We start from the raw sequence: 22,368 nt of genomic DNA on the forward strand, positions 1-22,368 counted from the left end.
TCAGCCGGCCTGCACCGCGACGCGGCGCGCGATCCAGCGGGCGCGCAGCGCGTCGTACGCCAGGTTGAAGCAGAACGTGTAAGGCAGGAAGAACAGCACGATGCCGAGGTCGAGCAGCAGCGCCTCGACGAGGCTCACGTTCAGCCACCACGCGGCAACCGGCACCACCATCGCGACGAGGCCGAGCTCGAACGTCACCGCGTGCGCGACCCGCATGCCGAGCGTGCGCGACAACCCGGCCCGCCGCTCGAAGCGGTCGAACAGCGTGTTGAACGTCATGTTCCACGCCATCGCGATCAGCGACACCATCACCGTCAGCACGCCGACGTGCGACACCGGCATGTCGAGCAGCCACGCGCCGATCGGCGCGCACAGCGCGATCGCCACCAGTTCGAACGTCAGCGCGTGGAGCAGGCGTTCCGTCACCGTTTTATTCGTCTGTTTCATGATGCCCTCCGATGCATTGCTTGATCCATGTCGGGCATTCTGATCGGCGGTACCGTGCGAATCCAGTTTGATATCATCGGTTTTACCGATATAACGCTGCGAGGAGCCCTGCATGCACCATGCCCCGGAAGCCCTGCTCGCATTCGCCGAAGCGGCGCTGCTCGGCTCGTTTACGGCCGCCGCCCGCAAGCTCGGCAAGCGTCAGTCGACCGTGTCGGAAGCGATCGCGAATCTCGAGATCGATCTCGGCGTGCAATTGTTCGACCGCTCGACGCGCACGCCGACGCTCACCGATGCCGGCCGTGCGCTGCTGCCGCAGGTGCAGCGCGCGCTCGAGGCCAGCGCGGCGATCGACCGCACGGCCGCCCGGCTCGCGCACGGCGAGGAAGCGCGGCTCACGCTCGTCGTGTCCGATACCTACCAGTCGAAGCGTTACGAGGAAACGTTGATGGCGCTCGAACGGCGCTTTCCGGCGCTCGAGCTCGAATGCCAGATCGCCGAGCACGACGACGTGCTCGACCTGATCCAGCAGGGTCGCGCGCAACTCGGGCTGATGGCCGCGCGCGCGGCCTACCCGGCCGATATCGGCGCGGCGACGGTAGCCGAGGAATCGGAGATCGGGCTGTTCGTCGGCCGCACGCACGCGCTCGCCGAATACGGCGACGCCGAGGTGCCGCACGCCGCGCTGCGCGACGTGCGCGAACTGCGCCTCAATACCTACGTGAAAACGGAAGGCCGCGGCACCGACGACCGGATCGTCGTCGGCACGCAGCACTGGCTGGCGCCGAGCTACCTGATGCTGCTGGAGATGGCCGTACTCGGGTTCGGCTGGGCGGAACTGCCGCGCTGGATGGTCGAGCATTTCGCGCGCGACCGCCTGTGCGAGCTGCGCGCGCGCGGCTGGCCGCGCCGTGTACGGGTGGATGCGGTCTGGTCGCGCAACCGGCCGCTAGGGCCGGCCGGCTCGTGGCTGCTCGACGCGATGCTGGCCGCGTAGCGGCGCGTGCCGCCGGGCCTACGCCGAAGGCAGTAGCCTGCGCCAGCCAGTCAGAAACCGCGCGACAGCACGGCCGCGCCGATCGTGACGACGCCGAGCACGAGGTTCACGACGACGAGCAGGCGCACCGCATTCACCGCGCGCGCGCCGTCCGGCCAGTTCTGCGCCTGCACCGCACGGCGAATGCGCGGGAACAGCGCGAAGCGGATGTGCCCGAAGATCAGCATCATCACGACACCGAGTCCGGCCATCGCGTGCAGCGACCACGTCGCGTGCGCGCCGCCGAAGCTCATCAGCAGGAAGCCGCCGGACAGCAGGATCACGATCACGGCCCCGGACACCCAGTTGAAGAAGCGGCCGAACACGCCTTCGATCAGTGGCAGCCGCAACTGCGGCGACAGGTCGGACAGCGCGGGGCGCAGGCAGAAGTGCGCGAAGACCATCCCGCCCACCCACACGGCGACGGCCAGCAGATGAAGAAACAGCGCGACGGCAACGGCGTGGGACATGGGGACGATCCTGTGATGAGTGGGTGCAGCGAACGGCCGCGTCGCACGCGGCATCAAGCGACGTTCGACCCGCCAGCCGCGCGGCGGTTCGGACCCTCGACGCGATTTCACACTATTTTGCAAATTCCGCGTGACAGCGCCACGCTTGCTTACCCGCATCCCCGCGCCAGAAAGAAAAAGCCGCACGCCCGCCGAAGCGGACGTGCGGCCTTCGATCGCGGCCGAACCAGCGATCCGGCGATCCGGTCGACCACGCGGCGTCAGCCGAGCAGCGGACGCAACTCGGTGACGACCTTGAGCTTCGTGTCCGGCGCGCGGCCCTTGCGGGCGCGCTTGCCGATGTGCGGCGCGAGCCCGGCATACGACAGCGTGTCGTCCTGCACCTTGCCGCCACGGCCGGTGCCGATCAGCACGACGCCGGCCGGATCGATCGCCAGCGCCTGCACGAGCGTTTCCTTGTCGTCGAGCGCCATCAGGATCACGCCGCGCCCGCCGCCGGACAGCGTCTTCATCTCGTCCATCCCGAACACGAGCAAGCGCCCGCCGCTCGACAGGCACGCGACCTGCGTCGCGTTCGGCAGCACCGGCATCGGCGCGAGCGGCACCGCACCCGCGTCGATCGTCATGAACGACTTGCCGGCCTTCAGGCGGCTCACCATGTCCCCGACCTTCGCGAGGAAGCCGAAGCCGTTGCTCGACGCGAGCAGCAGTTGCTGGTCGGCCGGCGCCGCGTAGTAGTGCATCAGGTGCGAGCCCGATTCGAGCTCGATCAGCGACGTGACCGGCACGCCGTCGCCGCGCCCCCCCGGCAGCACGGACACGTCGACCGAATACACGCGGCCGCTGCTGCCCCATGCGATCAGGCGATCCGGCGTGCGGCACTGGAACGCGGCGTACAGGTGGTCGCCCGCCTTGAACGTGAAGCCGGCCGGGTCGAGCCCGTGACCTTTCATCGCGCGCACCCAGCCCTTCTGCGACACGACGACCGTCACCGGCTCGTCGACCACCTTCGCCTCGAACGTCGCGCGCTTTTCCTGCTGGATCAGCGTGCGGCGATCGTCGCCGTACTGCTTCGCGTCGGCCTCGATCTCCTTGATCATCAGCCGCTTCATCGCGCTTTCGTTCGCGAGCAGTTCCTCGAGCTTCGCCTTCTCGTCGCGCAACGCTTCGAGTTCCTTCTCGATCTTGATCTTCTCGAGCCGCGCGAGCTGGCGCAGCCGGATTTCGAGGATGTCCTCGGCCTGCCGCTCGCTGAGGCCGAACGCGCTCATCAGCGCGGCCTTCGGCTCGTCCGACTCGCGGATGATGCGGATCACCTCGTCGATGTTCAGGAAGACGATCATCCGCCCTTCGAGGATGTGGATGCGGTCGTCGACCTTCGCGAGACGATGGCGGCACCGGCGCGTCATCGTCAGCTGGCGGAACTTCACCCATTCGTCGAGGATCGTCAGCAGGCCCTTCTGGCCCGGCCGGCCGTCGGCGCCGATCATCACGAGATTCAGCGTCGCGTTCGATTCGAGGCTCGTGTATGCAAGCAGCGTGTTCACGAATTCCGTCTGGTCGATCGTGCGCGACTTCGGCTCGAACACGAGCCGCACCGCCGCTTCCTTGCCCGACTCGTCGCGCACCGCATCGAGCAGGTCGAGCATCGCCTTCTTCGTGTTCAACTGCTCGGGCGTCAGCGTCTTCTTGCCGAGCTTCAGCTTCGGGTTGGTCAGTTCCTCGATTTCCTCGAGCACTTTCTGACCCGACGTGCTCGGCGGCAGCTCGGTCACGACGAGCTGCCACTGGCCGCGCGCGAGATCCTCGATCTTCCATTTCGCGCGCACCTTCAGGCTGCCGCGGCCCGTTTCGTACGCCGCCGCGATTTCGGTGTCGCTCGAGATGATCTGGCCGCCGCCGGGGAAATCCGGGCCCGGAATCAGGTTCATCAGCTCGGCATGCGTGAGCTTCGGATTGCGGATCAGCGCGACCGCCGCGGCCGCGACTTCGCGCAGGTTGTGCGACGGGATTTCGGTGGCGAGGCCGACCGCGATGCCCGACGCGCCGTTCAGCAGCACGAACGGCATGCGGCTCGGCAGCGTCTTCGGCTCCTCGAACGAGCCGTCGTAGTTCGGCATGAAGTCGACCGTGCCCTGGTCGATCTCGTCGAGCAGCAGCTTCGCGATCGGCGTGAGGCGCGCTTCCGTGTAACGCATCGCCGCCGCGCCGTCGCCGTCGCGCGAGCCGAAGTTGCCCTGCCCGTCGATCAGCGGATAGCGCAGCGAGAAATCCTGCGCGAGACGCACGAGCGCGTCGTACGCCGACTGGTCGCCGTGCGGGTGGTATTTACCGAGCACGTCGCCGACCACGCGCGCCGATTTCACCGGCTTCGCGTCGGGCCCCAGGCCCATTTCGTTCATCGCGAACAGGATCCGGCGCTGCACCGGCTTCTGGCCGTCGCACACGTCGGGCAGCGCGCGGCTCTTCACGACGCTGACCGCGTAGCTGAGATACGCCTGTTCCGCATAGTTGCCGAGCGTCAGCGCGTCGCTCTCGGGCGCGTCGGGGCTGGCAAAGAGATCGGAAGTATTGTCGTCCATCTGAATTCCGTATTCGTAAGTGGCATGAGGCCGGGCCGGGCGTCATGCCCGGCCGCGCGGAAGCGGTGCACTAAATGTCCGCTTCGACGTCGTTGCCCTTTTCCTCGAGCCAGCCGCGCCGCGCGGCTGCCTCGCCCTTGCCCATCAGCATCGTCATCCGCGCGACGGTCGCCTCGTAGTCGAGTTCGCCGAGCTTCACCGGCATCAGGCGGCGCGTGTCGGGGTTCATCGTCGTGTCCCACAGCTGCTCGGCGCTCATTTCGCCAAGGCCCTTGAAGCGGCTGATGCTCCACTGCGTGTCGCGCACGCCGTCCTTGCGCAGCTTGTCGAGGATCGCCTCGAGCTCGCCATCGTCGAGCGCGTAGAGCTTCTGCGCGGGCTTCTTGCCGCGCGCGGGCGCGTCGACACGAAACAGCGGCGGGCGCGCGACGTACACGTGGCCGCGCTCGATCAGCTGCGGGAAATGCTTGAAGAACAGCGTGAGCAGCAGCACCTGGATGTGCGAGCCGTCGACGTCCGCGTCCGACAGGATGCAGATCTTGCCGTAGCGCAGGTTCGACACGTCGACGGTATCGTCCGGGCTATGCGGATCGACGCCGATCGCGACCGAGATGTCGTGCACCTCGTTGTTCGCGAAGAGACGATCGCGTTCGGTTTCCCACGTGTTCAGCACCTTGCCGCGCAGCGGCAGGATCGCCTGGTATTCCTTGTCGCGGCCCATCTTCGCCGAGCCGCCCGCCGAGTCGCCCTCGACGAGGAACAGTTCGTTGCGCGCGATGTCTTCCGTCTCGCAATCGGTCAGCTTGCCCGGCAGCACCGCGACGCCCGAGCTCTTGCGCTTCTCGACCTTCTGGCCGGCGCGCGTACGCGCCTGCGCCTGCTTGATCACGAGTTCGGCGAGCTTCTTGCCGTGCTCGACGTGCTGGTTCAGCCACAGTTCGAGCGCCGGACGCGAGAACGACGACACGAGCTTCACCGCGTCGCGGCTGTTCAGCCGCTCCTTGATCTGCCCCTGGAACTGCGGATCGAGCACCTTCGCGGACAGCACGAACGACACGCGCGCGAACACGTCTTCCGCGAGCAGCTTCACGCCCTTCGGCTGCAGGTTGTGCAGTTCGACGAAGCTCTTCACCGCCTGGTAGAGGCCGTCGCGCAAGCCCGACTCGTGCGTGCCGCCGGCCGGCGTCGGGATCAGGTTCACGTACGACTCGCGCACGAGCGAGCCTTCCTCGCTCCATGCGACGACCCACGACGCGCCCTCGCCTTCGGCGAAGGTTTCGTCGGTCGAGCGCGAATCGGCGAAACGCTCGCCCTCGAACAGCGGAATCAACAGCTCGCTGCCGTTCATTTCGTCGAGCAGGTAGCCGCGCAGGCCGTCTTCATACTTCCACGCCTGGCGCTCGCCGGTCTTTTCGTTGACGAGCACGACCTCGACCCCCGGCAGCAGCACGGCCTTCGAGCGCAACAGGCGCTGCAATTCGCCGAGCGGCAGGTTCGGCGAATCGAAGTATTTCGGATTCGGCCACACCTGCACGCGCGTGCCGGATTTCTTTTCGCCACGGCCCACGCCTTGCGTGGACAGCGGCTTCACGACGTCGCCGTCGGCGAAGCCGAGTTCGGCGATCTTGCCGTCGCGCCATACCGTCACGTCGAGACGCGTTGCGAGCGCGTTCGTCACCGACACGCCGACCCCGTGCAGGCCGCCCGAGAACGTATACGCGCCGCCCGCGGCCTTGTCGAACTTGCCGCCCGCGTGCAGGCGCGTGAACACGATCTCGACGACCGGCACGCCCTCTTCGGGGTGCATGCCGAACGGGATGCCGCGGCCGTCGTCTTCGACCGAGACCGACTGGTCGGCATGCAGCGTGACCGTGATCTGCTTGCCGTAGCCGCCGAGCGCCTCGTCGGACGCGTTGTCGATGACTTCCTGGATGATGTGCAGCGGATTCTCGGTACGGGTGTACATGCCGGGCCGCTGCTTGACCGGCTCGAGACCCTTGAGCACCTTGATCGATGCTTCGCTATAGGCCGCGCTGGGTTTCTTTGTTGACATAGGCGCTGAATTTCGTCATTCATCGGGACGTTGTCCACACCTCGTGTGGATAACGTCGTGGACAAAACGTTGAGTTCCGTAAAAAAGCGAATCGAAACAACGGTGTGCTTGGACTGCTCCGAAAGCGGGCGCGCGGCGTGTGCGGCGCGACCCTGGACGCGCGGTATTTTACTGGTTCCGCGTGGCGCGCCAATCGCGGGATCGGCGCGCACCGCGCGCGTCACACCGGCTTGCGCTTCGCCTCGAGCGTTTCCCACCGTTCGAGCGCGGCGAGCAGTTCGTCGTCGATCGCCGCGAACCGCTCGGTCAGGCGCGTGCCTTCCTGCGGATCCTTCGCGAAAATCGCGCCGTCCTCGAGCTGCGCATTGATCGCCTTCTGCTCCGCTTCGAGCGCGGCGATCTTCTCCGGCAGCGAATCGAGTTCGCGCTGCTCGTTGAACGACAGCTTCACCGTACGCTGCGCGTTGCGGCCGGCCGCGCTCTTCGCCGGTTCGTCCTTCGCGGGCGCCGCTTCCTTGACCGCGCGCTTCGCCGCTTCCTGCTGCGCGAGCTGCTCCGAGCGCTCGCTCTGGATCTGCCAGTCGGTGAAGCCGCCGACGTATTCGCGCCACTTGCCGTCGCCCTCGGCCGCGATCACCGACGTCACGACGTTGTCGAGGAACGCGCGATCGTGGCTGACCAGCAGCACCGTGCCGTCGTAGTCGGCCAGCAGTTCTTCGAGCAGTTCGAGCGTCGGGATGTCGAGGTCGTTGGTCGGTTCGTCGAGCACCAGCACGTTGGCGGGGCGCGCGAACAGGCGCGCGAGCAGCAGCCGGTTGCGCTCGCCGCCCGACAGCGACTTCACCGGCGAACGCGCGCGTTCCGGCGCGAACAGGAAATCGCCGAGATAGCTCATCACGTGCTTGCGCACGCCGCCGATCTCGACCCATTCGCTGCCGGGGCTGATCGTGTCGGCCAAGCTCTTCTCCTGGTCGAGCTGCGCGCGCATCTGGTCGAAATACGCGACCTGCAGGTTCGTGCCGGTGCGCACCGTGCCTTCGTCGGGCTTCAGGTCGCCGAGGATCAGCTTCAGCAACGTGGTCTTGCCGGCGCCGTTCGGGCCGACGAAGCCGATCTTGTCGCCGCGCATGACCGTCGTCGAGAAGCGGTCGACCACCGTGCGGCCGCCGTAGCGCTTCGTCACGTCGGTCAGCTCCGCGACGATCTTGCCGGACTTCTCGCCCTGCGCGACGTCGAGCTTCACGTTGCCCTGCGCATTGCGGCGCTCCGCGCGCTCGTTGCGCATCTGCACGAGCCGCGCGATGCGGCCGACGCTGCGCGTGCGGCGCGCTTCGACGCCCTTGCGGATCCACACTTCTTCCTGCGCGAGCAGCTTGTCGAACTTCTCGTTCTCCACGCGTTCGACTTCGAGCTGCTGCGCCTTGCGCGTCTGGTACGCGGAGAAATTGCCCGGATACGACAGCAGCCGGCCGCGATCGAGCTCGACGATGCGCGTCGCGACGCGATCGAGGAACGCGCGATCGTGAGTGATGAACAGCAGGCCCGCGCGCTGCGCGACGAGCAGCTCTTCGAGCCAGCGGATGCCGTCGAAATCGAGGTGGTTGGTCGGTTCGTCGAGCAGCAGCACGTCGGGCTGCAGCACCAGCGCGCGCGCCAGCGCGACGCGCTTCTGCATCCCACCCGACAGCGCGTCGACGCTGGCGTCGCCGTCCGTCAGGCCGATTTGCGCGAGCGTCATCGACACGCGCGTACGCCAGTTCCACGCGTCGTGCGCATCGAGCGACGACTGCAGTGCGTTCATCCGCGCGAGCAGCGCATCGTGCTCGGCGCCTTCCGGGATCTCCGCGAGGCGATGCGCGATCGAATCGTATTCTTCGAGCAGTTCGCGCGTATGCCCGAGCCCCGACGCGACCGCGTCGAACACCGTCGCGCCCGGCTCGAATTCGGGCTCCTGCGGCACGTAGACGGTCACGAGCTCCTGCTGGCGCGTGATCAGCCCGTCGTCGGGCTTCGCGAGATCGGCGACGATCTTCAGCAGCGACGACTTGCCCGCGCCGTTGCGGCCGATCAGACCGACCCGCTCGCCGGCTTCCAGCGAGAAATCCGCGTGATCGAGCAACGCGACGTGACCGAACGCGAGCTGCGCGCCGGTAATGGAATAGAGCGACATGGGGAGACGGCGAAGAGAGAAATCGGAAGCGCCCATTGTACCGGGCGCGGAGGCCGGCATCGGCTCGGCTGGATGGACGAGTGCCGTGGAGCGCGCTTGATGGGCGCTGGCGCGGTATCGTGGGCGCGGTGTGGCCGACCTCCGGTTTTGGGACGCCGGCTACGGTTTGCGTGCCCGCATGAGCACGCGCATGCCGGCCGGATGCCCGCGGCCGGCCGATCGGCATATCCCGCGCGCGGCGCATCGGGCGCGGGCGCGGGACGCACGGTTATTTCACGTTGACCGTGATCGTCGAGCTCAGTTCGGGACCGTACGAACGGTGTGCGCCGTCACCGAGCTGCAGCGTCAGCGTGTGCTGGCCGGGCGGCAGCTTCACGTCGGTTTCGGTCTGGGCCTTGCCGAAATGCAGCGAACGTTCGCTCGCCGGGATCACGTCGCCCTTCGGCACCGGCTTGCCGTCGATCAGCAGGTGATGGTGACCGGTATCCGGGGTCATGTCGCCGGCCGGCTTCAGCGCCATGCCTTCGAGACCGAACTTCACGTGCACGGGATTCGACACCGTCGCGCCGTCCCGCGGCTCGACGAAGAACACACGCGCTTCGGCGCGCGCGAGCGTCGACACGGCCAGCGCCGCGACACAAACTGCACCCGCGATCCACTTTCTGTTGAGCATCGTTTCCTCCTTCAGATTGACAGGCTCACGAAGCATACACTGCATGCCCGACCGACGCGATGACGCTGGTTGTTCGCGATGCGTACGTTTAAAACGACGTTGCGCAGGCGTTCGGCGAAATTCCGGTAACATTGCGCCTTTCGTCCGCCGGCCACGCTGCGGACGGCATCGCCGAATTTTCATTATCCCGAGCGCAACATGAGCGAAGTAACTGAATACCAGAGCTGGGTCTGCCTGATTTGCGGGTGGGTCTACAACGAAGCGGAAGGACTGCCCGACGAAGGAATTCCGGCCGGCACCCGTTTCGCCGACATTCCCGCCGACTGGCGCTGCCCGCTGTGCGACGTGGGCAAGGAAGATTTCGTCGTCGTCGACTTCTGATTTTCTGTTTCGATCGCGGGTGATCTCGCGATAGCCGCGTCGCGGGTGCATTCCGCCCCGCCGACGCGCCGCGCGTTTGCTATACTCTGCGCGCTGTCCACACCGCCCGTCCGGTTCGCATTTTTTGCGCGATTGCCCGGACTTGGCTCTCCCCGTAGTTCAATGGATAGAACAAGCGCCTCCTAAGCGCTAGATACAGGTTCGATTCCTGTCGGGGGGACCAGCCAAGCCCCAAACCTCTCCCAAGATTCGCAAGAAACTCCCCGCTCAAGCAACAACAACCGTAAACTCCACCCCCGACTCAAAATCCAGCGTCGTGGTCGAAAACCGCGGATCCTCGTCGAGGTAGTGCTTGTACGGTCGAACGGCGTCCTCGGCCGTGTACATGTTGTCGGCCAGCACGACCGATCCTGGTCGTAGCAAGGGCTCGATCTGCTTGAACAGATTCAGATAGGCGTCGGCCCATACGTCGATAAACACCATGTCGACAGTACCGCCCAGTTCGGCAACCGTCTCGAATACATCGCCTTCGCGCAAATCGACATAGGTATCCAGGCCCGCTGTTTCGACGTGAGCCCGCAAACGCGCGCACTTGAGCGCATCGCATTCGGTCGCGATGACCACACCACGGCCCAGCGTACGCAACGCGTCGGCGAAATACAGAGTCGACACGCCGCAGGAACTGCCGAGTTCAAGAATTCTGGTCGGCCGTTGCGCCAGCACCATGTTGCGCAGGAGCCTCCCCGTTTCCGCCGACACGGCCAACGATAAAGCACTGCCGTCCGAGGACTCAAAATCTTCGGTGAACAAGCCGAACGTTTCGAGAAAACGCCCTCGCAGCCGAGGGACAAGCGCGTCGTATTCGTCGACGAGCGTCGGAAACGCCTCAGTCGGCCCCTGGAACTGCGCGCGGGCGCGGGCGATGATTTCGCTCCGGCTTTCTTCATGAAGCCGTTGCAGAAGAACATGAGTAGTTGAAGCCAAGTGCGTTCCTTCATGAGGTTGATCACGTAGACGGCGTATCCAGCAAGCGCCAATCCACCGTCAGGCTCAGCGAGTTGCCGTTCCACCATCGGCGCGAACGGACGACGCTATGCCCTTCGAGCAAGCGTGATTGCGCGCTCAGGACACGCCGTCACGCAAAACCCGCATGATCTGCACGCGTCCGCATTCGGCGTGTACGCGACCTTCATTCCATGCACGCGCAGTTTCAACCGATGCATCAAACCAAGATCGAGGTAATCGGCCTGATCGATGCGCCGAACCTCGAACACGTCTTCAGGGCAAACGGTCACGCAATCCCCCTTCCCTTCGCAACGTTTCAGATCGACGACCGGCGCGATCACGCCCGCCTTCTGCTTGCAGTCGGCCGTTGATTTCTCGCGCATGTTCACTCCTCGGTAGGCCGCTTGCCACCCGATCGCCATGCGGCCCGGAATTGCTCGCGCTCTTCGGGCGTCATGGCTTCCCACTTGCGCCAGTGGCGCCGGCCGTGCCAGCCACGGTGTCCGCGGAATCCGCCGAACAGAATCCGGCTCAACACGAGCAAGCCCAGCGCATGGGCGAAATCAATCGTCCGGGCGCCGACGAATAAGCCCGGCATCACCCAATTCCAAAGCATCATGACGACCCATCCGAGCACGCCGATGGCGACCACCACGAGCAGCGCTTTGCCCGCACATCTGATTCGAAAATTCATCCGTCGACTCCTCTAGATATCCAGTTCGTCATAAATGGGTTGCAGTCGCGCACGCAGATGCAGGACCGCATAGCGTTTGCGCGCGAGCAGCGTATTGAGCGCGACGCCGCTTTGCGCGGCCATCTCCTTGAAGGACGCCCCTTCCAACTCGTGCGCGATAAAAACCTCACGCTGATTCGCCGGCAATTCGTCGAGCGCATCCTGCAACGCCTTGAGCAACAGCGTGCGAGCGTAGAGCGCTTCAGGGCCGGCATCGTGCGACGGTAGCGCGAGGTCGAGGCGATACTCGCTGTCCGCGTCGTCGTCGGCATCGAGCAGATCGGCCAGCGGCTGCTCCTTCTTCTTGCGAAAACGATCGATGATGCGGTTGCGCGCCGTACGGAACAGCCACGCACTCGCCTGTTCGATTGGCGCAGGCAGCCGATAAGCCTGCACGAATTCGTGAAGCACATCCTGCAGAACGTCCTCGGCATCGTCCGGGTCGCGGATCCGGCGCCGAATGAAGTTCCCTAGCCTCGTTCGTTCACGCATCACTGTCGCAGTGATGTCGCGGTCTGGGTCGGTCATCGTTTGCGAAGTGGGTGGCGGTTCCATGCGTCTGAAGACGTATCAGGCGCGCGAATATTGTGGGGGGATGTGAAAATTTTGCGGCGGTACGCGTCCGCTTCACTGCGTTGCAGGCGTTTCAAGGAACAGGCCCGATATGGCATCGGGACTGCCGCCACACGAATCGATTGACTCCCGGCATCAACCCGAAGTACACTTCGCGCCGCGGGGTGGAGCAGTCTGGCAGCTCGTCGGGCTCATAACCCGAAGGTCGTAGGTTCAAATCCTACCCCCGCAACCAAATGCCGAAGCCCGCTTTGCGAAAGCAAGCGGGCTTTTTGCTGTCCGGAGGATGTTGCCGCGCATGCGGCGCAGCACACGAAGATGGGTAATCGCCCGTTCACCGCGACGCGCGACACGCGATCGCACCTCGTCCGTTCTCCGCCGACATGCAGCGAACACTGCGTAGAATTCCGAACCTTCTTCGGTTCAGCATACGGACTTCTCGAATGATTCGAACGATCGCGGCGCTCGCCGCGCTTTCAGCGATGACCGCCACGGCCAACGCCGCCGACACCGGCACGGCCCCTGCCAAGCAACGCTACGTCAGCCCGGGCATCGCCAACGTCACCGCTTCGGCAGCCCCACGCGCGGAAAGCACCTCCGCCGACGCGCGGTGCCGGGAACTGGCCGCCGGCATCGATGCGCTCACGCACTCGCCCGATCGCGGCCACCGAGTCGTGCGCGGGATGGGCCCGGACGGCAAGCCGCGCAACGAACTGCACGCCTACGACAAACGGGCCGATCTGGAAACCGAGTACCTGCGCCTCGGCTGCCAGTAACGAACCACGACGAACGATGAACGCACCGTTACCCGGCCCACTCACGCCGGGCATCGGTCTTTACGCGTTCGCGCCGCCGTCGATCGTCAATCCGGTGCCGTTGATCGACCGCCCTTCCGGCCCGACGACGAACGCCACGAGCGCGGCCACGTCATCGGCCTTGCCGTACTGCTGAATCGCCATCCGCGAACGTTGCGCATCGGCATGCTCGCCATCGGCGGGGTTCATATCGGTATCGGTGGAACCCGGATGCACGATGTTGACCGTGATGCCGCGCGAGCCGAGATCGCGCGCGAGCCCCTGCGTCCAGCCGATCAATGCGGCTTTGCTCGCCGCATAGAGGCTCATCCCCGCATCGGGCACGCGCGTCGCGAGGCAGCTGCCGGTCGACACGATGCGCCCGCCTTCCCCGAGATGCCGCGCCGCCGCCTGCGACGCGACGATCACCGCGCGCACGTTCACGTTCAGCGTCGCGTCGATATCGTCGAGCGTGAGGTCGTCCAGCGCGCCGGCCCGGAAAATCCCCGCGTTGTTGACGAGAATGTCGAGGCCGCCGAACGTCTCCGCAGCGCGATCGACCGCGTTGCGCACGGCGACGGGATCGGCGCTATCGGCCTGGATCGCAATGGCGCGACGGCCCAGCGCCTCGATGCCGGCGACGACGGCCTGCGCCCGCTCGGCCGATTTTTCATACGTGATCGCGACGTCCGCGCCATCGGCCGCCAGCCGTTTCGCGATCGCCGCGCCGATGCCGCGGCTGCCGCCCGTGATGAGTGCACGTTTGCCCTGAAGTCGATTCATGTCGGTTCCTTTCCTCATTTATGTAACGACCGACACAGAATGTGGGAAGTTGCGCCTCACAGTCAATTGATTTATTTTATCGATCGATACAGATATCGACGAAGGGACGGACGCAATGGCTGAACGAGGCCGACCGAGAAGCTTCGACAAGGAAGCGGCGCTGGATCGCGCGATGGAAGTGTTCTGGCGTCTCGGCTACGAAGGCGCGTCGATGACGGACCTGACGGCCGCGATGGGCATCGCATCGCCGAGCCTGTATGCGGCCTTCGGCAGCAAGGAAGCGTTGTTCCGGCAAGCGCTCGAGCATTACCGCGCAACCGAGGGGCGAGAAATCTGGGGCGGTGTCGAACGGGCAGCCAGCGCGCGCGACGCCGTGCAGAGCTACCTGATGGATACCGCACGCGTGTTCACGCGGCGCTCGAAGCCGGCCGGCTGCCTGATCGTGCTGTCGGCGCTGCATCCGGCCGAGCGTTCCGATATGGTCCGGCAAACGCTGATCGCGATGCGCGAGGGTACGGTCGACGCGCTGAGGGAACGCCTCGCGCAAGGCGTCGCGACCGGTGAAATATCGGCGCACGCGAACGTCGACGCAATCGCACGCTACTACGTGACGGTTCAGCAGGGCATGTCGATCCAGGCGCGCGACGGCGCGAGCCGCCGCGATCTGGAGGCCGTCGCGCAAGCCGCGCTGGCCGCATGGCCGGCGCTCGTCGGCACGAGCAGCGCGGCCCGTGGGTAGCGGCAGGACGCCGCGGAGAGATTACTGCTTCACGGCTTGCTGCACGTCCTTCGACGCATGCCACACGCGATAGCGCACGTCGAAGCCGTCGGGTACATACACGACGAGCGGCAGGCGGCTGTTGTAGCGCAGCAATTGACCGTCACTGCGCACCTGCACGAACCGTTGCTGCGGCGCCTGGCCCGGGCACGCCATCAGCGTCGATGCCGGCCCCTTCACGTCGGTGAGCCGGTAGTACGTATAGCCCCAGCCCTTCACATCCTCGGCAGTCAGCTCACCGCCGAACCACTGCTGGTTGCAGTCGGTCTGCAGCGTCTTGCCGATCATCAGCTCGACGCGCGCATCACCCTCGTTCTCGAGCGCCGGCAGCGCGATCACGACGCGCTGCTGGCCGGTCGCTGCCTGCGGAAACATCTTGATCGACTCGGCCGACACGGCGGGCGCGGAGGCCGGCGCGGCCGCGCATGCGGCGGCCGTTGTCATGCAGAAGGCGGCCAGCGCGGCCCGGATCGCGAATTTCATCGATGTGCTCCTGAAAAACAAATGAGCCCCGGATGCTAACACTTTCGTCACAGGACCTTACGAGGCTGTAATTTGGCGACACAATTGCAAACAGCCGGCAATCGCGGGGCGCGGTACTTATAGCGGAACCAACGGAGAACATCATGCTGAAGCTCATTGCTGCCGCCGGCGTCGCCACCCTGCTGGCCGGCTGCGTCGTTGCCCCGGACGCCGGATACGGCTACGGGCAGCCTTACTATTCCGATCCCGGCTATGCGTACGCCCCGTCTCCCGTGTACGGCACGGTCAACATCTGGGGCGGTGGCGGCGGACGCGACTGGGATCGCGGCCGGCGCGACTACCATCGCTGGGACGGCGATCGCGGCAACCGCGGGAACGGCTGGGGACGCGGCGGCGGACACCGCGGCGACTGGAACGGCGGCGGTGGCGGCGGCGGTCATCGCCACTGACGCGCAATTGCAACCGTTTGTATCTGCGCACGGCCCGCCGAAGGCCGGCGGCGCATCACTCCGGCCGACGAACCGGCCGCACAAAAAGGCAAAGGCCCTCGCATCGAGCGAGGGCCTTTCGTCGTCCGGGCCGGCGAAGCAATCGTCGACGATGCCCGCGCATCGGCCCCGCACGTGCTCGCGCGCAGGCGCCGCCGCTTACCAGCCGGCCGACCGCGCGTAACCGCCCTGCACCGGCGCACCGCACACGTACGCGCGCTGATAGCGGTCGTAGCAATAGTTCGGGCCGTCGTCCTGGTACTGCGCCTGCTGATAGGTCGGGTAGGCAGGCTGCTGGTACGCGGGCGCCTGGTAGTACGTCGGCGGTTGATAGGCCGGCGCCTGGTACACGGGCGCCTGATACGCGACAGGCGGATTCATCGCGGACGTCACGATCGCGCCCAGCACCGCGCCGCCGATCAATGCGCCGATGACGGCGCCGCCGTCGCGGCCATGCGCGGACGCCGGGCCCGCGACCGCGAGCGAACCGGCAAGGACACACACTGCGGCAATCTTTTTCATGATGGACTCCCACGCGAAGTGGTACTGGATGCGATGCATTGTGGCGGGAGGCGGCCGTAATAGATGCAGCAAGTGGTAACGCGCGATTACCGGTATCGCTCGCGCCGAAACGCGTCGTCGCCGTGCTACGATTTTCGGCCGACAGGAGACGCCTTCATGCAGCCCGACACTGCCCGCCGTTTCGATACCGAATTCGCGCCGCGCATCGCGCAGGCGATCGCCGCATTCTTCGCCGATCACGTTCAGACCGACGTCGTCCCCTATGGCGGGCACGGGCATCCGACGCGCGTGCAGATCCGCAGCGCGCCACACGAGCACGTGAGCGGCTTCGCGCATCCGCTGAATCTCGAACTGACCTGGGACACCGACGAAATCGAGCGGCTGATGGAACCGGACGGCCCGCAGCGCTTCGAGCACTACCTCGCCGCGTTGCCGAAAAAGCTCGGCGCATGGGAGAGCGCACGCGACATCGATCTCGCGTCGCGCACGCAGGCCGACCCGCTCGTGCGGCTCGGCGGCCTCGACTTCGAAGGCTGAATGCGCGCGCCAGCCGGCCACCGCGCGGCTTGGCGTCGCGCGATGCGCCCCGGTGATACACTCGACCGGCCCCGTTCCGCCGCAGCCGCGCTGGCCGGGCCGTTCATCGCCGCCGCCCCTGCACATGGTTGCGCACGCAACCGGCAAGCGGGCGCGCGAACAACCACGCTCTCGCTCCCGTCATGAACGCCGATACCGGCCTGCCGCTTCCGCAACGCTACTGGGCGATCGTCTGCGTCGCCCTGGGCATCACGCTCGCCGTGCTCGACGGCGCCATCGCGAACGTCGCATTGCCGACCATCGCGCGCGACCTGCACGCGTCCGACGCCGCGTCGATCTGGATCGTCAACGCGTACCAGCTCGCGGTCACGATCACGCTGCTGCCGCTCGCGTCGCTCGGCGAACGCGTCGGCTATCGCCGCATCTACATCGCCGGCCTCGCGTTGTTCACCGCCGCGTCGCTCGGCTGCGCGCTCGCCGGCTCGCTGCCGATGCTGGCGGTGATGCGCGTGATCCAGGGGTTCGGCGCGGCCGGCATCATGAGCGTCAACGCGGCACTCGTGCGGATGATCTACCCGTCGTCGATGCTCGGGCGCGGGCTGTCGATCAACGCGATGGTGGTCGCGCTGTCGTCGGCGATCGGGCCGACGGTCGCGTCCGCGATCCTGTCGTTCGCGTCGTGGCCGTGGCTCTTCGCGGTCAACGTGCCGATCGGCATCGCGGCCGTGCTCGGCAGCGTGCGCGCGCTGCCGGCCAACCCGCTGCACGACGCGCCGTACGACTTCGCGAGCGCGCTGATGAACGCGTGCGTGTTCGGCCTCTTGATCACGGCCGTCGACGGGCTCGGTCACGGCGAAAGTCATGCGTACGTCGCGGCCGAACTGGCCGTCGCATTCGTGATCGGCTACTTCTTCGTGAAGCGTCAGTTGTCGCAGCCCGCGCCGCTGCTGCCGGTCGACCTGATGCGCATCCCGATGTTCGCGCTGTCGGTCTACACGTCGACGGCGTCGTTCACGTCGCAGATGCTCGCGTTCGTCGCGCTGCCGTTCTGGCTACAGCATTCGCTCGGCTTCTCGCAGGTCGAGACGGGCCTCTACATGACGCCGTGGCCACTCGTGATCGTGTTCGCCGCACCGCTCGCGGGCGTGCTGTCGGACCGCTATTCGGCCGGCATCCTCGGCGGGATCGGGCTTGCGCTGTTTGCGGCCGGACTGCTGTCGCTCGCCACGATCGGCGCGCACCCGGGCACGGTCGATATCGTGTGGCGGATGGCGCTGTGCGGCGCGGGCTTCGGGCTGTTCCAGTCGCCGAACAACCGCGCGATGCTGTCGTCGGCGCCGCGCGAGCGCAGCGGCGGCGCCGGCGGCATGCTGAGCACTGCGCGCCTGACCGGCCAGACGCTCGGCGCCGCGCTGGTCGCGCTGATTTTCGGGCTCGCGCCCGACCGCGGGCCGACGCTCGCGCTGTATGTCGCCGCGGCGTTCGCGGCGGTGGCCGCGGTCGTCAGCCTGCTGCGCATCGCGTCGCCGCGGCCGGACGCGACGGCCTGACACCGTCGTCCGCCGTACACGCGGCGGCCATCATGCGGCGTCGAGCGTGTCCATCACGAAGCGCACACGCGCCTTCACGCTCACGCGCGGTAACTCGATCAGCCGATAGCCGTACGACGTATAGCACTCGACCATCGCGTCATGGGTCCGCACCGCTTCCGCGAAATCCTGCCGGCGCTCGGTGTCCTGCACATAGATGTCGGGCCAAGGCGGCGCGATGAACACGCGCCGGTGATAGCGGAAACGCCGCGCCGCGGCTTCCGCGTGCGCGGGTACCGCCAACCCGGTCAGCTTCAGATAGCCGATCACGTCCGGCACGCCGCGGTCGAAGAACACCGGCCCGCGCGCCTGCCGGGCGAGATGGTAGGACCGCATCTCCCAGCCCAGCATCAGCTCGGCGAACGCCGCCGGGTCGCGCCACGGCAGCGCCGGGCCGTCGACGGCCAGCTGGTCGCGGATCACGCCGCGCCCGGCCTCCTGCGAGCGTGCGAACCCGGCGCGCTCCAGCGCATCGAGCAACGTGCTCTTGCCCGAACCGGGGCCGCCCGTCACGACGAAGAAGCGGCCGGCCGTATCGCCCGCCGTTTCGTCGTCGCTGCCGGCGCCCGGCACGCACTCACGCATGCGCGACCCGCCGGCCCGCGCGCTGCGTGACCGACGCCGCCGCGGCGACACTGCGCAAGTCGGCGACGAACGTATCGCGCCAGACCGACAGGTCGTTCTCGCGCAACCGCGCGAGGTTCTCCTCGTGACGCGCCTGCCGCTCCGCGAGCGGCATCGACAGCGCGCGCTCGAGCGTCTCGGCCATCTGCGACAGGTCGTACGGATTGACGAGCAGCGCGCCGGTCAACTCGGCCGCCGCGCCCGCGAACTCCGACAGCACGAGCACGCCCGGATCGGCCGGATCCTGCGACGCGACGTATTCCTTCGCGACGAGATTCATCCCGTCGCGCAACGGCGTCACGTAGCCGATCTGCGACATCCGGAAGAACGCCATCAACAGGTTGCGCTCGTACTTGCGGTTCAGGTACTGGATCGGCGTCCAGTCGAGCTGCGAGAAGCGGCCGTTGATGCGGCCGGCCTCGCCTTCGAGCGTTTCGCGGATGTGCTGGTAGGTCTGCACGTCGGAACGCGTCGGCGGCGCGATCTGCAGGAGCGACACGCGCCCCTGCCAGCCCGGCGCATTCGCGAGCATCCGTTCGAACGACTGGAAGCGCTCGACGAGCCCCTTCGAGTAATCGAGGCGGTCGACGCTCATCACCAGCTTGCGGTCGCCCAGCGCCTCGCGCAGCATCTTCACCGGCTTGCGCGTGCCGTACTGGACGGCCGCCTGCGCGATCGCGTCCGGATGCACGCCGATCGGATAGGCGGCGACCTTCACGACGCGGCCGTGCGCATGCAGCATCCCGTCGTCGCTCGCCGTGCCGATGCCGCGCCGCTCGATGTAATCGGTGAATGCCTGCTTGTCGGCCTCGGTCTGGAAGCCCGCCACGTCGTACGCGCACATGAACTTCACGAGTTCCTCGTGCGGCGGCACGAGGCGCAGCATGTCGGGCGACGGAAACGGGATGTGCAGGAAGAAGCCGATCGGGTTCTTCACGCCGAGCTCGCGCAGGCAGTGCGCGAACGGCAGCAGGTGGTAGTCGTGCACCCAGATCAGGTCGTCGGGTCGCAGCAGCGCGGCGAGCTGCTTCGCGAGCATCGCGTTCACGCGCAGATAACCGGCGTACTCCTGGCGGTCGAAGCGCGCGAGATCGCCGCGGTAATGAAACACCGGCCATAGCGTCGCGTTCGAGAAGCCGCGGTAGTACTGGTCGTAGTCGCGCCGGGTCAGCCCGACCGTCGCATACGTCACATTGCCGTCCCGCTGGATCGCGGGCTCGGCATCCGGCGCACCGACGATCTCGCCGTTCCAGCCGAACCAGACGCCGCCGGTTTCCTTCAGCGCGTCCATCACGCCGACGGCCAGGCCGCCCGCGCTCGGGCGCGTGTCCTCGCCGGCGGCGACACGATTCGATACCACGATCAATCTGCTCATGCGACTTCCCCTCCTCGATTCGATTGGCTGGCGCGCGACGCACGCCAGAGCAGGCGCGGCGGCCCGAAGGCGGCCGCGCGGCGACTCAGTTCCGAGAATTGCAATGAAATACGGCGATGGAATGCGGCGACGACCGCATCAGGCGTCCTGCTCCTGGCCAAGGTCGCGCTGATAGTCGAGCCCTTCCGGGCGAGCACCGCCCTGGTTGTGATCGCCGTCCGACGGCGTCTCGTCCGGCGTGCCCGCAGGCGGTGCCGAAGGCGCGTCGGTCCGCGGGCGCGGTGGTGCTTCCGGATGGTCGGCCGCCGCGATGGGCGGCCGGTGTGACAACCGTTTCGAACGGCGCATGGCTGGGTGTCTCATATGCGGCGCGGCTCGAGGCCGTCGTAGAAACATTCCATAGCAAAACAGTCTAGGTCGCTTGATCGCATCCGAAGGTAACAATTACCTTCAATTTGTAACGTTTCGACCCCTCTCCGATCTTCTATCCGACAATAACGCCGCCCGCGCGCACGCGGCCCGCCGCCCGGCGATTTGTCAAAGCTTTGCAGTTTTCCTATGACAATTGCGAAACAATGACGCGGCATCAGGACGTGCACGCGTCGCCGCTCACCCAGACAGGACTTGCACTCAGGGATGAACATTCGTTTCGAATCGCCGCGCCGGGCCACGCCGGCGCGCGTCGCGCTGGCCGTGATCGCCACGGCCGCACTGCTGTCCGGCTGCAATTCGCTGTACAGCGAAGGGGCGACGGCCGGCGCCGGTATCGCGGGCGCCGCGATCGCCGCCAAGGTCACCAACAATGCCGCCGTCGCGACGGGCATCGGCCTCGGCGCCGTTGCCGGCGCGCGGGCCGGCGTCCAGTACTCGCAACGCGTCGCGCACCGCTACACGCAGGAGCAGATCGCGAAGGCGGCCGGCCCGCTCGACGTCGGCGGCGTCGCGCCGTGGTCGACGCACCATTCGTTCCCGATCGAGGACGACGAGCAGGGCCGCGTGACCGTCAGCCGGATGATCAGCGTCGGTCCGCTCGACTGCAAGGAAATCGTGTTCGCGGTCGATACGCCGGCGAAGGCCGACAAGGCCGCGCAATCGGCGTTCTACGTCGCCACCATCTGCCGCGACGGGCCCGTGTGGAAATGGGCGTCGGCCGAACCGGCGACCGAACGCTGGGGCGCGCTGCAATGAGCATCGCGATCCGTATCGCGGCGATCGGCGCGCTGTGCGCGGCGACGCTCGCGCTGTCGGGCTGCGGCTCGGTCGGCGCGGCGAGCGGCGCGCTGGCCGGCGCGGCAACGGGCCTCGTCACCGCGAACCCGGCGGTCGGTGTCGGCGTCGGGATTGCCGTGCAGGCCGCGACTGACGAGGCCGTCAACCGCACGATGAAGCAGCTCCATCAGAATCAGCAGGACGCGATCGCGAAAACGGCCGGCAGTCTCGCCGTCGGCGAAGTGAAGCCGTGGAAGGTGAAGAACACGCTGCCGCTTGAAAACGGCGAAGGCGAAGTGCGCGTCACGCGCGCGTATTCGTCGGCGCTCGCGCTGTGCAAGGAATTCGCGTTTTCGGTGAAGGACGGCGACAAGGCCGACTGGTATTTCGCGAATGCGTGCCAGCAAGGCACGCACTGGAAGTGGGCGTCGGCGGAACCGGCCGTCGATCGGTGGGGGAATTTGCAGTAATCGCGCGATGCGCCGTACACCATGCGCGGCGCCCGCGTCGTTCAGCGTACTCGCGAGCTGCCGTGGTTACAGACGCGTGCGAAGCTGCGCCACCCTTTCCTCGATTTTCGCGGACAGCGTATCGTCCGGGTTGTAAGTCAGGCATCGCTCGAGATCGGCGATCGACGCGTTGATATCGCCCAGCGTCTCGTATGCCCGGGCGCGATTGAAATAGACGAAAGGCTGGTCGGGATTGAGCTTCAGCGCCTTGTCAAAGTAATCGAGCGATTTCTGGTAAGCGCCGCCTTCGAGGTAAATCGTCGCGAGCGTGCAATACGCCGACGGGTCCGTGTAGCCCAGCTCGATGGCCCGGTTCAGATCGTTCAGCGCGAGATCCGTCTTCTTGATCATCGCGAAGGTCGTGCCGCGATCGGCATACGTCGCCGCGTCTTCCGGCGCCACTTTCAGGATGTCGCCGTACAGTCCAAGCGCATCCTCGATGCGGCCTTGCGCCACGAATCCGCGAGCCCGCATGCGCATCGGTGAAAAATCGGGATTCTTGTCGGTCATTCAAATTCACTCGAGAAAACCGCTCTTCCATGATCCGGTCATGG

At 66.5% G+C, this 22,368-nt stretch carries 26 protein-coding genes and 2 tRNA genes; 11 read left to right on the forward strand and 17 right to left on the reverse strand.

All coding sequences use genetic code 11. From position 1 onward, the window contains the following. Positions 1-447, reverse strand: coding sequence for a multidrug/biocide efflux PACE transporter (locus CFB49_RS12940; RefSeq protein ID WP_069618084.1), 447 nt, complete (start codon positions 445-447; stop codon positions 1-3). A 112-nt stretch (positions 448-559) separates the two neighbouring features. Here CFB49_RS12940 and CFB49_RS12945 point away from each other — a divergent pair, with 112 nt between their 5' ends. Then, positions 560-1,444: a LysR family transcriptional regulator gene (locus CFB49_RS12945; RefSeq protein ID WP_069618083.1), complete on the forward strand. Its 885-nt coding sequence runs from the start codon at positions 560-562 to the stop codon at positions 1,442-1,444. 50 nt (positions 1,445-1,494) lie between these two features. On the opposite strand, the gene CFB49_RS12950 is transcribed toward CFB49_RS12945, so the two are convergent. The 5 genes from CFB49_RS12950 to CFB49_RS12970 form a co-directional block, all read right to left on the reverse strand. Further along, positions 1,495-1,953, reverse strand: a complete 459-nt coding sequence (locus CFB49_RS12950) for a CopD family protein (RefSeq protein ID WP_050017501.1) — start codon at positions 1,951-1,953, stop codon at positions 1,495-1,497. A gap of 260 nt (positions 1,954-2,213) precedes the next feature. After that, entirely contained in the window at positions 2,214-4,535 is a 2,322-nt protein-coding gene (parC, locus tag CFB49_RS12955; protein ID WP_069618082.1) for a DNA topoisomerase IV subunit A, read from the reverse strand. Between the two features lie 70 nt (positions 4,536-4,605). Beyond that, positions 4,606-6,588, reverse strand: coding sequence for a DNA topoisomerase IV subunit B (gene parE, locus CFB49_RS12960; RefSeq protein ID WP_089491522.1), 1,983 nt, complete (start codon positions 6,586-6,588; stop codon positions 4,606-4,608). 220 nt (positions 6,589-6,808) lie between these two features. Further along, positions 6,809-8,758: an ATP-binding cassette domain-containing protein gene (locus tag CFB49_RS12965; RefSeq protein ID WP_069618080.1), complete on the reverse strand. Its 1,950-nt coding sequence runs from the start codon at positions 8,756-8,758 to the stop codon at positions 6,809-6,811. Positions 8,759-9,026: 268 nt separating this feature from the next. Further along, the gene (locus CFB49_RS12970) at positions 9,027-9,431 is read right to left on the reverse strand and encodes a DUF4399 domain-containing protein (RefSeq protein WP_089491523.1); all 405 of its coding nucleotides are present in this window, start codon (positions 9,429-9,431) and stop codon (positions 9,027-9,029) included. 198 nt (positions 9,432-9,629) lie between these two features. Between CFB49_RS12970 and CFB49_RS12975 the strand changes: the two genes are divergently transcribed. Next, positions 9,630-9,812 carry a rubredoxin gene (locus tag CFB49_RS12975; RefSeq protein WP_006478164.1) on the forward strand — a complete coding sequence of 61 codons (183 nt, stop codon included), beginning with the start codon at positions 9,630-9,632 and terminating at the stop codon, positions 9,810-9,812. Between the two features lie 148 nt (positions 9,813-9,960). After that, positions 9,961-10,035: transfer RNA gene (locus CFB49_RS12980), tRNA-Arg, on the forward strand. A 44-nt stretch (positions 10,036-10,079) separates the two neighbouring features. On the opposite strand, the gene CFB49_RS12985 is transcribed toward CFB49_RS12980, so the two are convergent. From CFB49_RS12985 to CFB49_RS13000, 4 genes are all read right to left on the reverse strand, one after another. Then, on the reverse strand, positions 10,080-10,796 hold the full coding sequence (locus CFB49_RS12985; protein ID WP_089491524.1) for an O-methyltransferase: 717 nt from the start codon (positions 10,794-10,796) through the stop codon (positions 10,080-10,082). Positions 10,797-10,903: 107 nt separating this feature from the next. Continuing rightward, on the reverse strand, positions 10,904-11,200 hold the full coding sequence (locus CFB49_RS12990) for a 4Fe-4S binding protein (RefSeq protein WP_089491525.1): 297 nt from the start codon (positions 11,198-11,200) through the stop codon (positions 10,904-10,906). A gap of 2 nt (positions 11,201-11,202) precedes the next feature. After that, positions 11,203-11,511 (reverse strand): hypothetical protein, encoded by a 309-nt coding sequence (locus CFB49_RS12995; RefSeq protein WP_069618072.1) that lies wholly within the window; start codon positions 11,509-11,511, stop codon positions 11,203-11,205. Between the two features lie 12 nt (positions 11,512-11,523). Continuing rightward, entirely contained in the window at positions 11,524-12,105 is a 582-nt protein-coding gene (locus CFB49_RS13000) for an RNA polymerase sigma factor (RefSeq protein WP_176730192.1), read from the reverse strand. A 176-nt stretch (positions 12,106-12,281) separates the two neighbouring features. Here CFB49_RS13000 and CFB49_RS13005 point away from each other — a divergent pair. Both CFB49_RS13005 and CFB49_RS13010 read left to right on the forward strand, forming a co-directional pair. Further along, positions 12,282-12,358: transfer RNA gene (locus CFB49_RS13005), tRNA-Met, on the forward strand. 208 nt (positions 12,359-12,566) lie between these two features. Then, positions 12,567-12,899 (forward strand): hypothetical protein, encoded by a 333-nt coding sequence (locus tag CFB49_RS13010; RefSeq protein ID WP_089491526.1) that lies wholly within the window; start codon positions 12,567-12,569, stop codon positions 12,897-12,899. 60 nt (positions 12,900-12,959) lie between these two features. Here CFB49_RS13010 and CFB49_RS13015 read toward each other — a convergent pair whose 3' ends face one another. Beyond that, positions 12,960-13,700: an SDR family NAD(P)-dependent oxidoreductase gene (locus CFB49_RS13015; protein ID WP_069618069.1), complete on the reverse strand. Its 741-nt coding sequence runs from the start codon at positions 13,698-13,700 to the stop codon at positions 12,960-12,962. Between the two features lie 115 nt (positions 13,701-13,815). Here CFB49_RS13015 and CFB49_RS13020 point away from each other — a divergent pair, with 115 nt between their 5' ends. Continuing rightward, a complete protein-coding gene (locus tag CFB49_RS13020) occupies positions 13,816-14,439 on the forward strand; it encodes a TetR/AcrR family transcriptional regulator (protein WP_089491527.1) in 624 nt (207 codons plus the stop codon). A gap of 21 nt (positions 14,440-14,460) precedes the next feature. Here CFB49_RS13020 and eco read toward each other — a convergent pair whose 3' ends face one another. Continuing rightward, positions 14,461-14,961 (reverse strand): serine protease inhibitor ecotin, encoded by a 501-nt coding sequence (gene eco / locus CFB49_RS13025; RefSeq protein WP_089491528.1) that lies wholly within the window; start codon positions 14,959-14,961, stop codon positions 14,461-14,463. A 143-nt stretch (positions 14,962-15,104) separates the two neighbouring features. On the opposite strand from eco, the gene CFB49_RS13030 reads away from it, so the two are divergent. After that, a complete protein-coding gene (locus CFB49_RS13030) occupies positions 15,105-15,410 on the forward strand; it encodes a hypothetical protein (protein WP_069618066.1) in 306 nt (101 codons plus the stop codon). 198 nt (positions 15,411-15,608) lie between these two features. Here the strand turns inward: CFB49_RS13030 and CFB49_RS13040 are convergent, their stop codons facing one another. Continuing rightward, positions 15,609-16,010 carry a hypothetical protein gene (locus CFB49_RS13040; RefSeq protein ID WP_089435442.1) on the reverse strand — a complete coding sequence of 134 codons (402 nt, stop codon included), beginning with the start codon at positions 16,008-16,010 and terminating at the stop codon, positions 15,609-15,611. A 117-nt stretch (positions 16,011-16,127) separates the two neighbouring features. Here CFB49_RS13040 and CFB49_RS13045 point away from each other — a divergent pair, with 117 nt between their 5' ends. Continuing rightward, a complete protein-coding gene (locus CFB49_RS13045; protein ID WP_069618064.1) occupies positions 16,128-16,508 on the forward strand; it encodes a DUF5594 family protein in 381 nt (126 codons plus the stop codon). Positions 16,509-16,690: 182 nt separating this feature from the next. Continuing rightward, a complete protein-coding gene (locus CFB49_RS13050) occupies positions 16,691-18,058 on the forward strand; it encodes an MFS transporter (protein ID WP_069618063.1) in 1,368 nt (455 codons plus the stop codon). Positions 18,059-18,088: 30 nt separating this feature from the next. On the opposite strand, the gene CFB49_RS13055 is transcribed toward CFB49_RS13050, so the two are convergent. The 3 genes from CFB49_RS13055 to CFB49_RS13065 all read right to left on the reverse strand — a co-directional run bounded on the left by CFB49_RS13055 (position 18,089) and on the right by CFB49_RS13065 (position 20,444). Beyond that, complete coding sequence (locus CFB49_RS13055; protein ID WP_089491832.1) at positions 18,089-18,682, reverse strand: AAA family ATPase; 594 nt, start codon at positions 18,680-18,682, stop codon at positions 18,089-18,091. Next, on the reverse strand, positions 18,675-20,096 hold the full coding sequence (otsA, locus tag CFB49_RS13060; protein ID WP_089491529.1) for an alpha,alpha-trehalose-phosphate synthase (UDP-forming): 1,422 nt from the start codon (positions 20,094-20,096) through the stop codon (positions 18,675-18,677). The genes CFB49_RS13055 and otsA overlap by 8 nt, the downstream gene beginning before the upstream one ends. Before the next feature lie 138 nt (positions 20,097-20,234). Next, entirely contained in the window at positions 20,235-20,444 is a 210-nt protein-coding gene (locus CFB49_RS13065) for a hypothetical protein (RefSeq protein ID WP_089435444.1), read from the reverse strand. Positions 20,445-20,732: 288 nt separating this feature from the next. Between CFB49_RS13065 and CFB49_RS13070 the strand changes: the two genes are divergently transcribed. Together CFB49_RS13070 and CFB49_RS13075 are read left to right on the forward strand one after the other, a co-directional pair. Then, positions 20,733-21,284 (forward strand): hypothetical protein, encoded by a 552-nt coding sequence (locus CFB49_RS13070; protein WP_069618059.1) that lies wholly within the window; start codon positions 20,733-20,735, stop codon positions 21,282-21,284. Further along, a complete protein-coding gene (locus CFB49_RS13075) occupies positions 21,281-21,775 on the forward strand; it encodes a hypothetical protein (protein WP_089491530.1) in 495 nt (164 codons plus the stop codon). The genes CFB49_RS13070 and CFB49_RS13075 overlap by 4 nt, the downstream gene beginning before the upstream one ends. A gap of 66 nt (positions 21,776-21,841) precedes the next feature. Here CFB49_RS13075 and CFB49_RS13080 read toward each other — a convergent pair whose 3' ends face one another. Beyond that, positions 21,842-22,324: a tetratricopeptide repeat protein gene (locus CFB49_RS13080; RefSeq protein WP_089491531.1), complete on the reverse strand. Its 483-nt coding sequence runs from the start codon at positions 22,322-22,324 to the stop codon at positions 21,842-21,844. Between the last annotated feature and the right edge of the window lie 44 nt (positions 22,325-22,368).

Source organism: Burkholderia sp. AU17457, from assembly GCF_002223255.1.
GTDB lineage: Bacteria > Pseudomonadota > Gammaproteobacteria > Burkholderiales > Burkholderiaceae > Burkholderia > Burkholderia sola.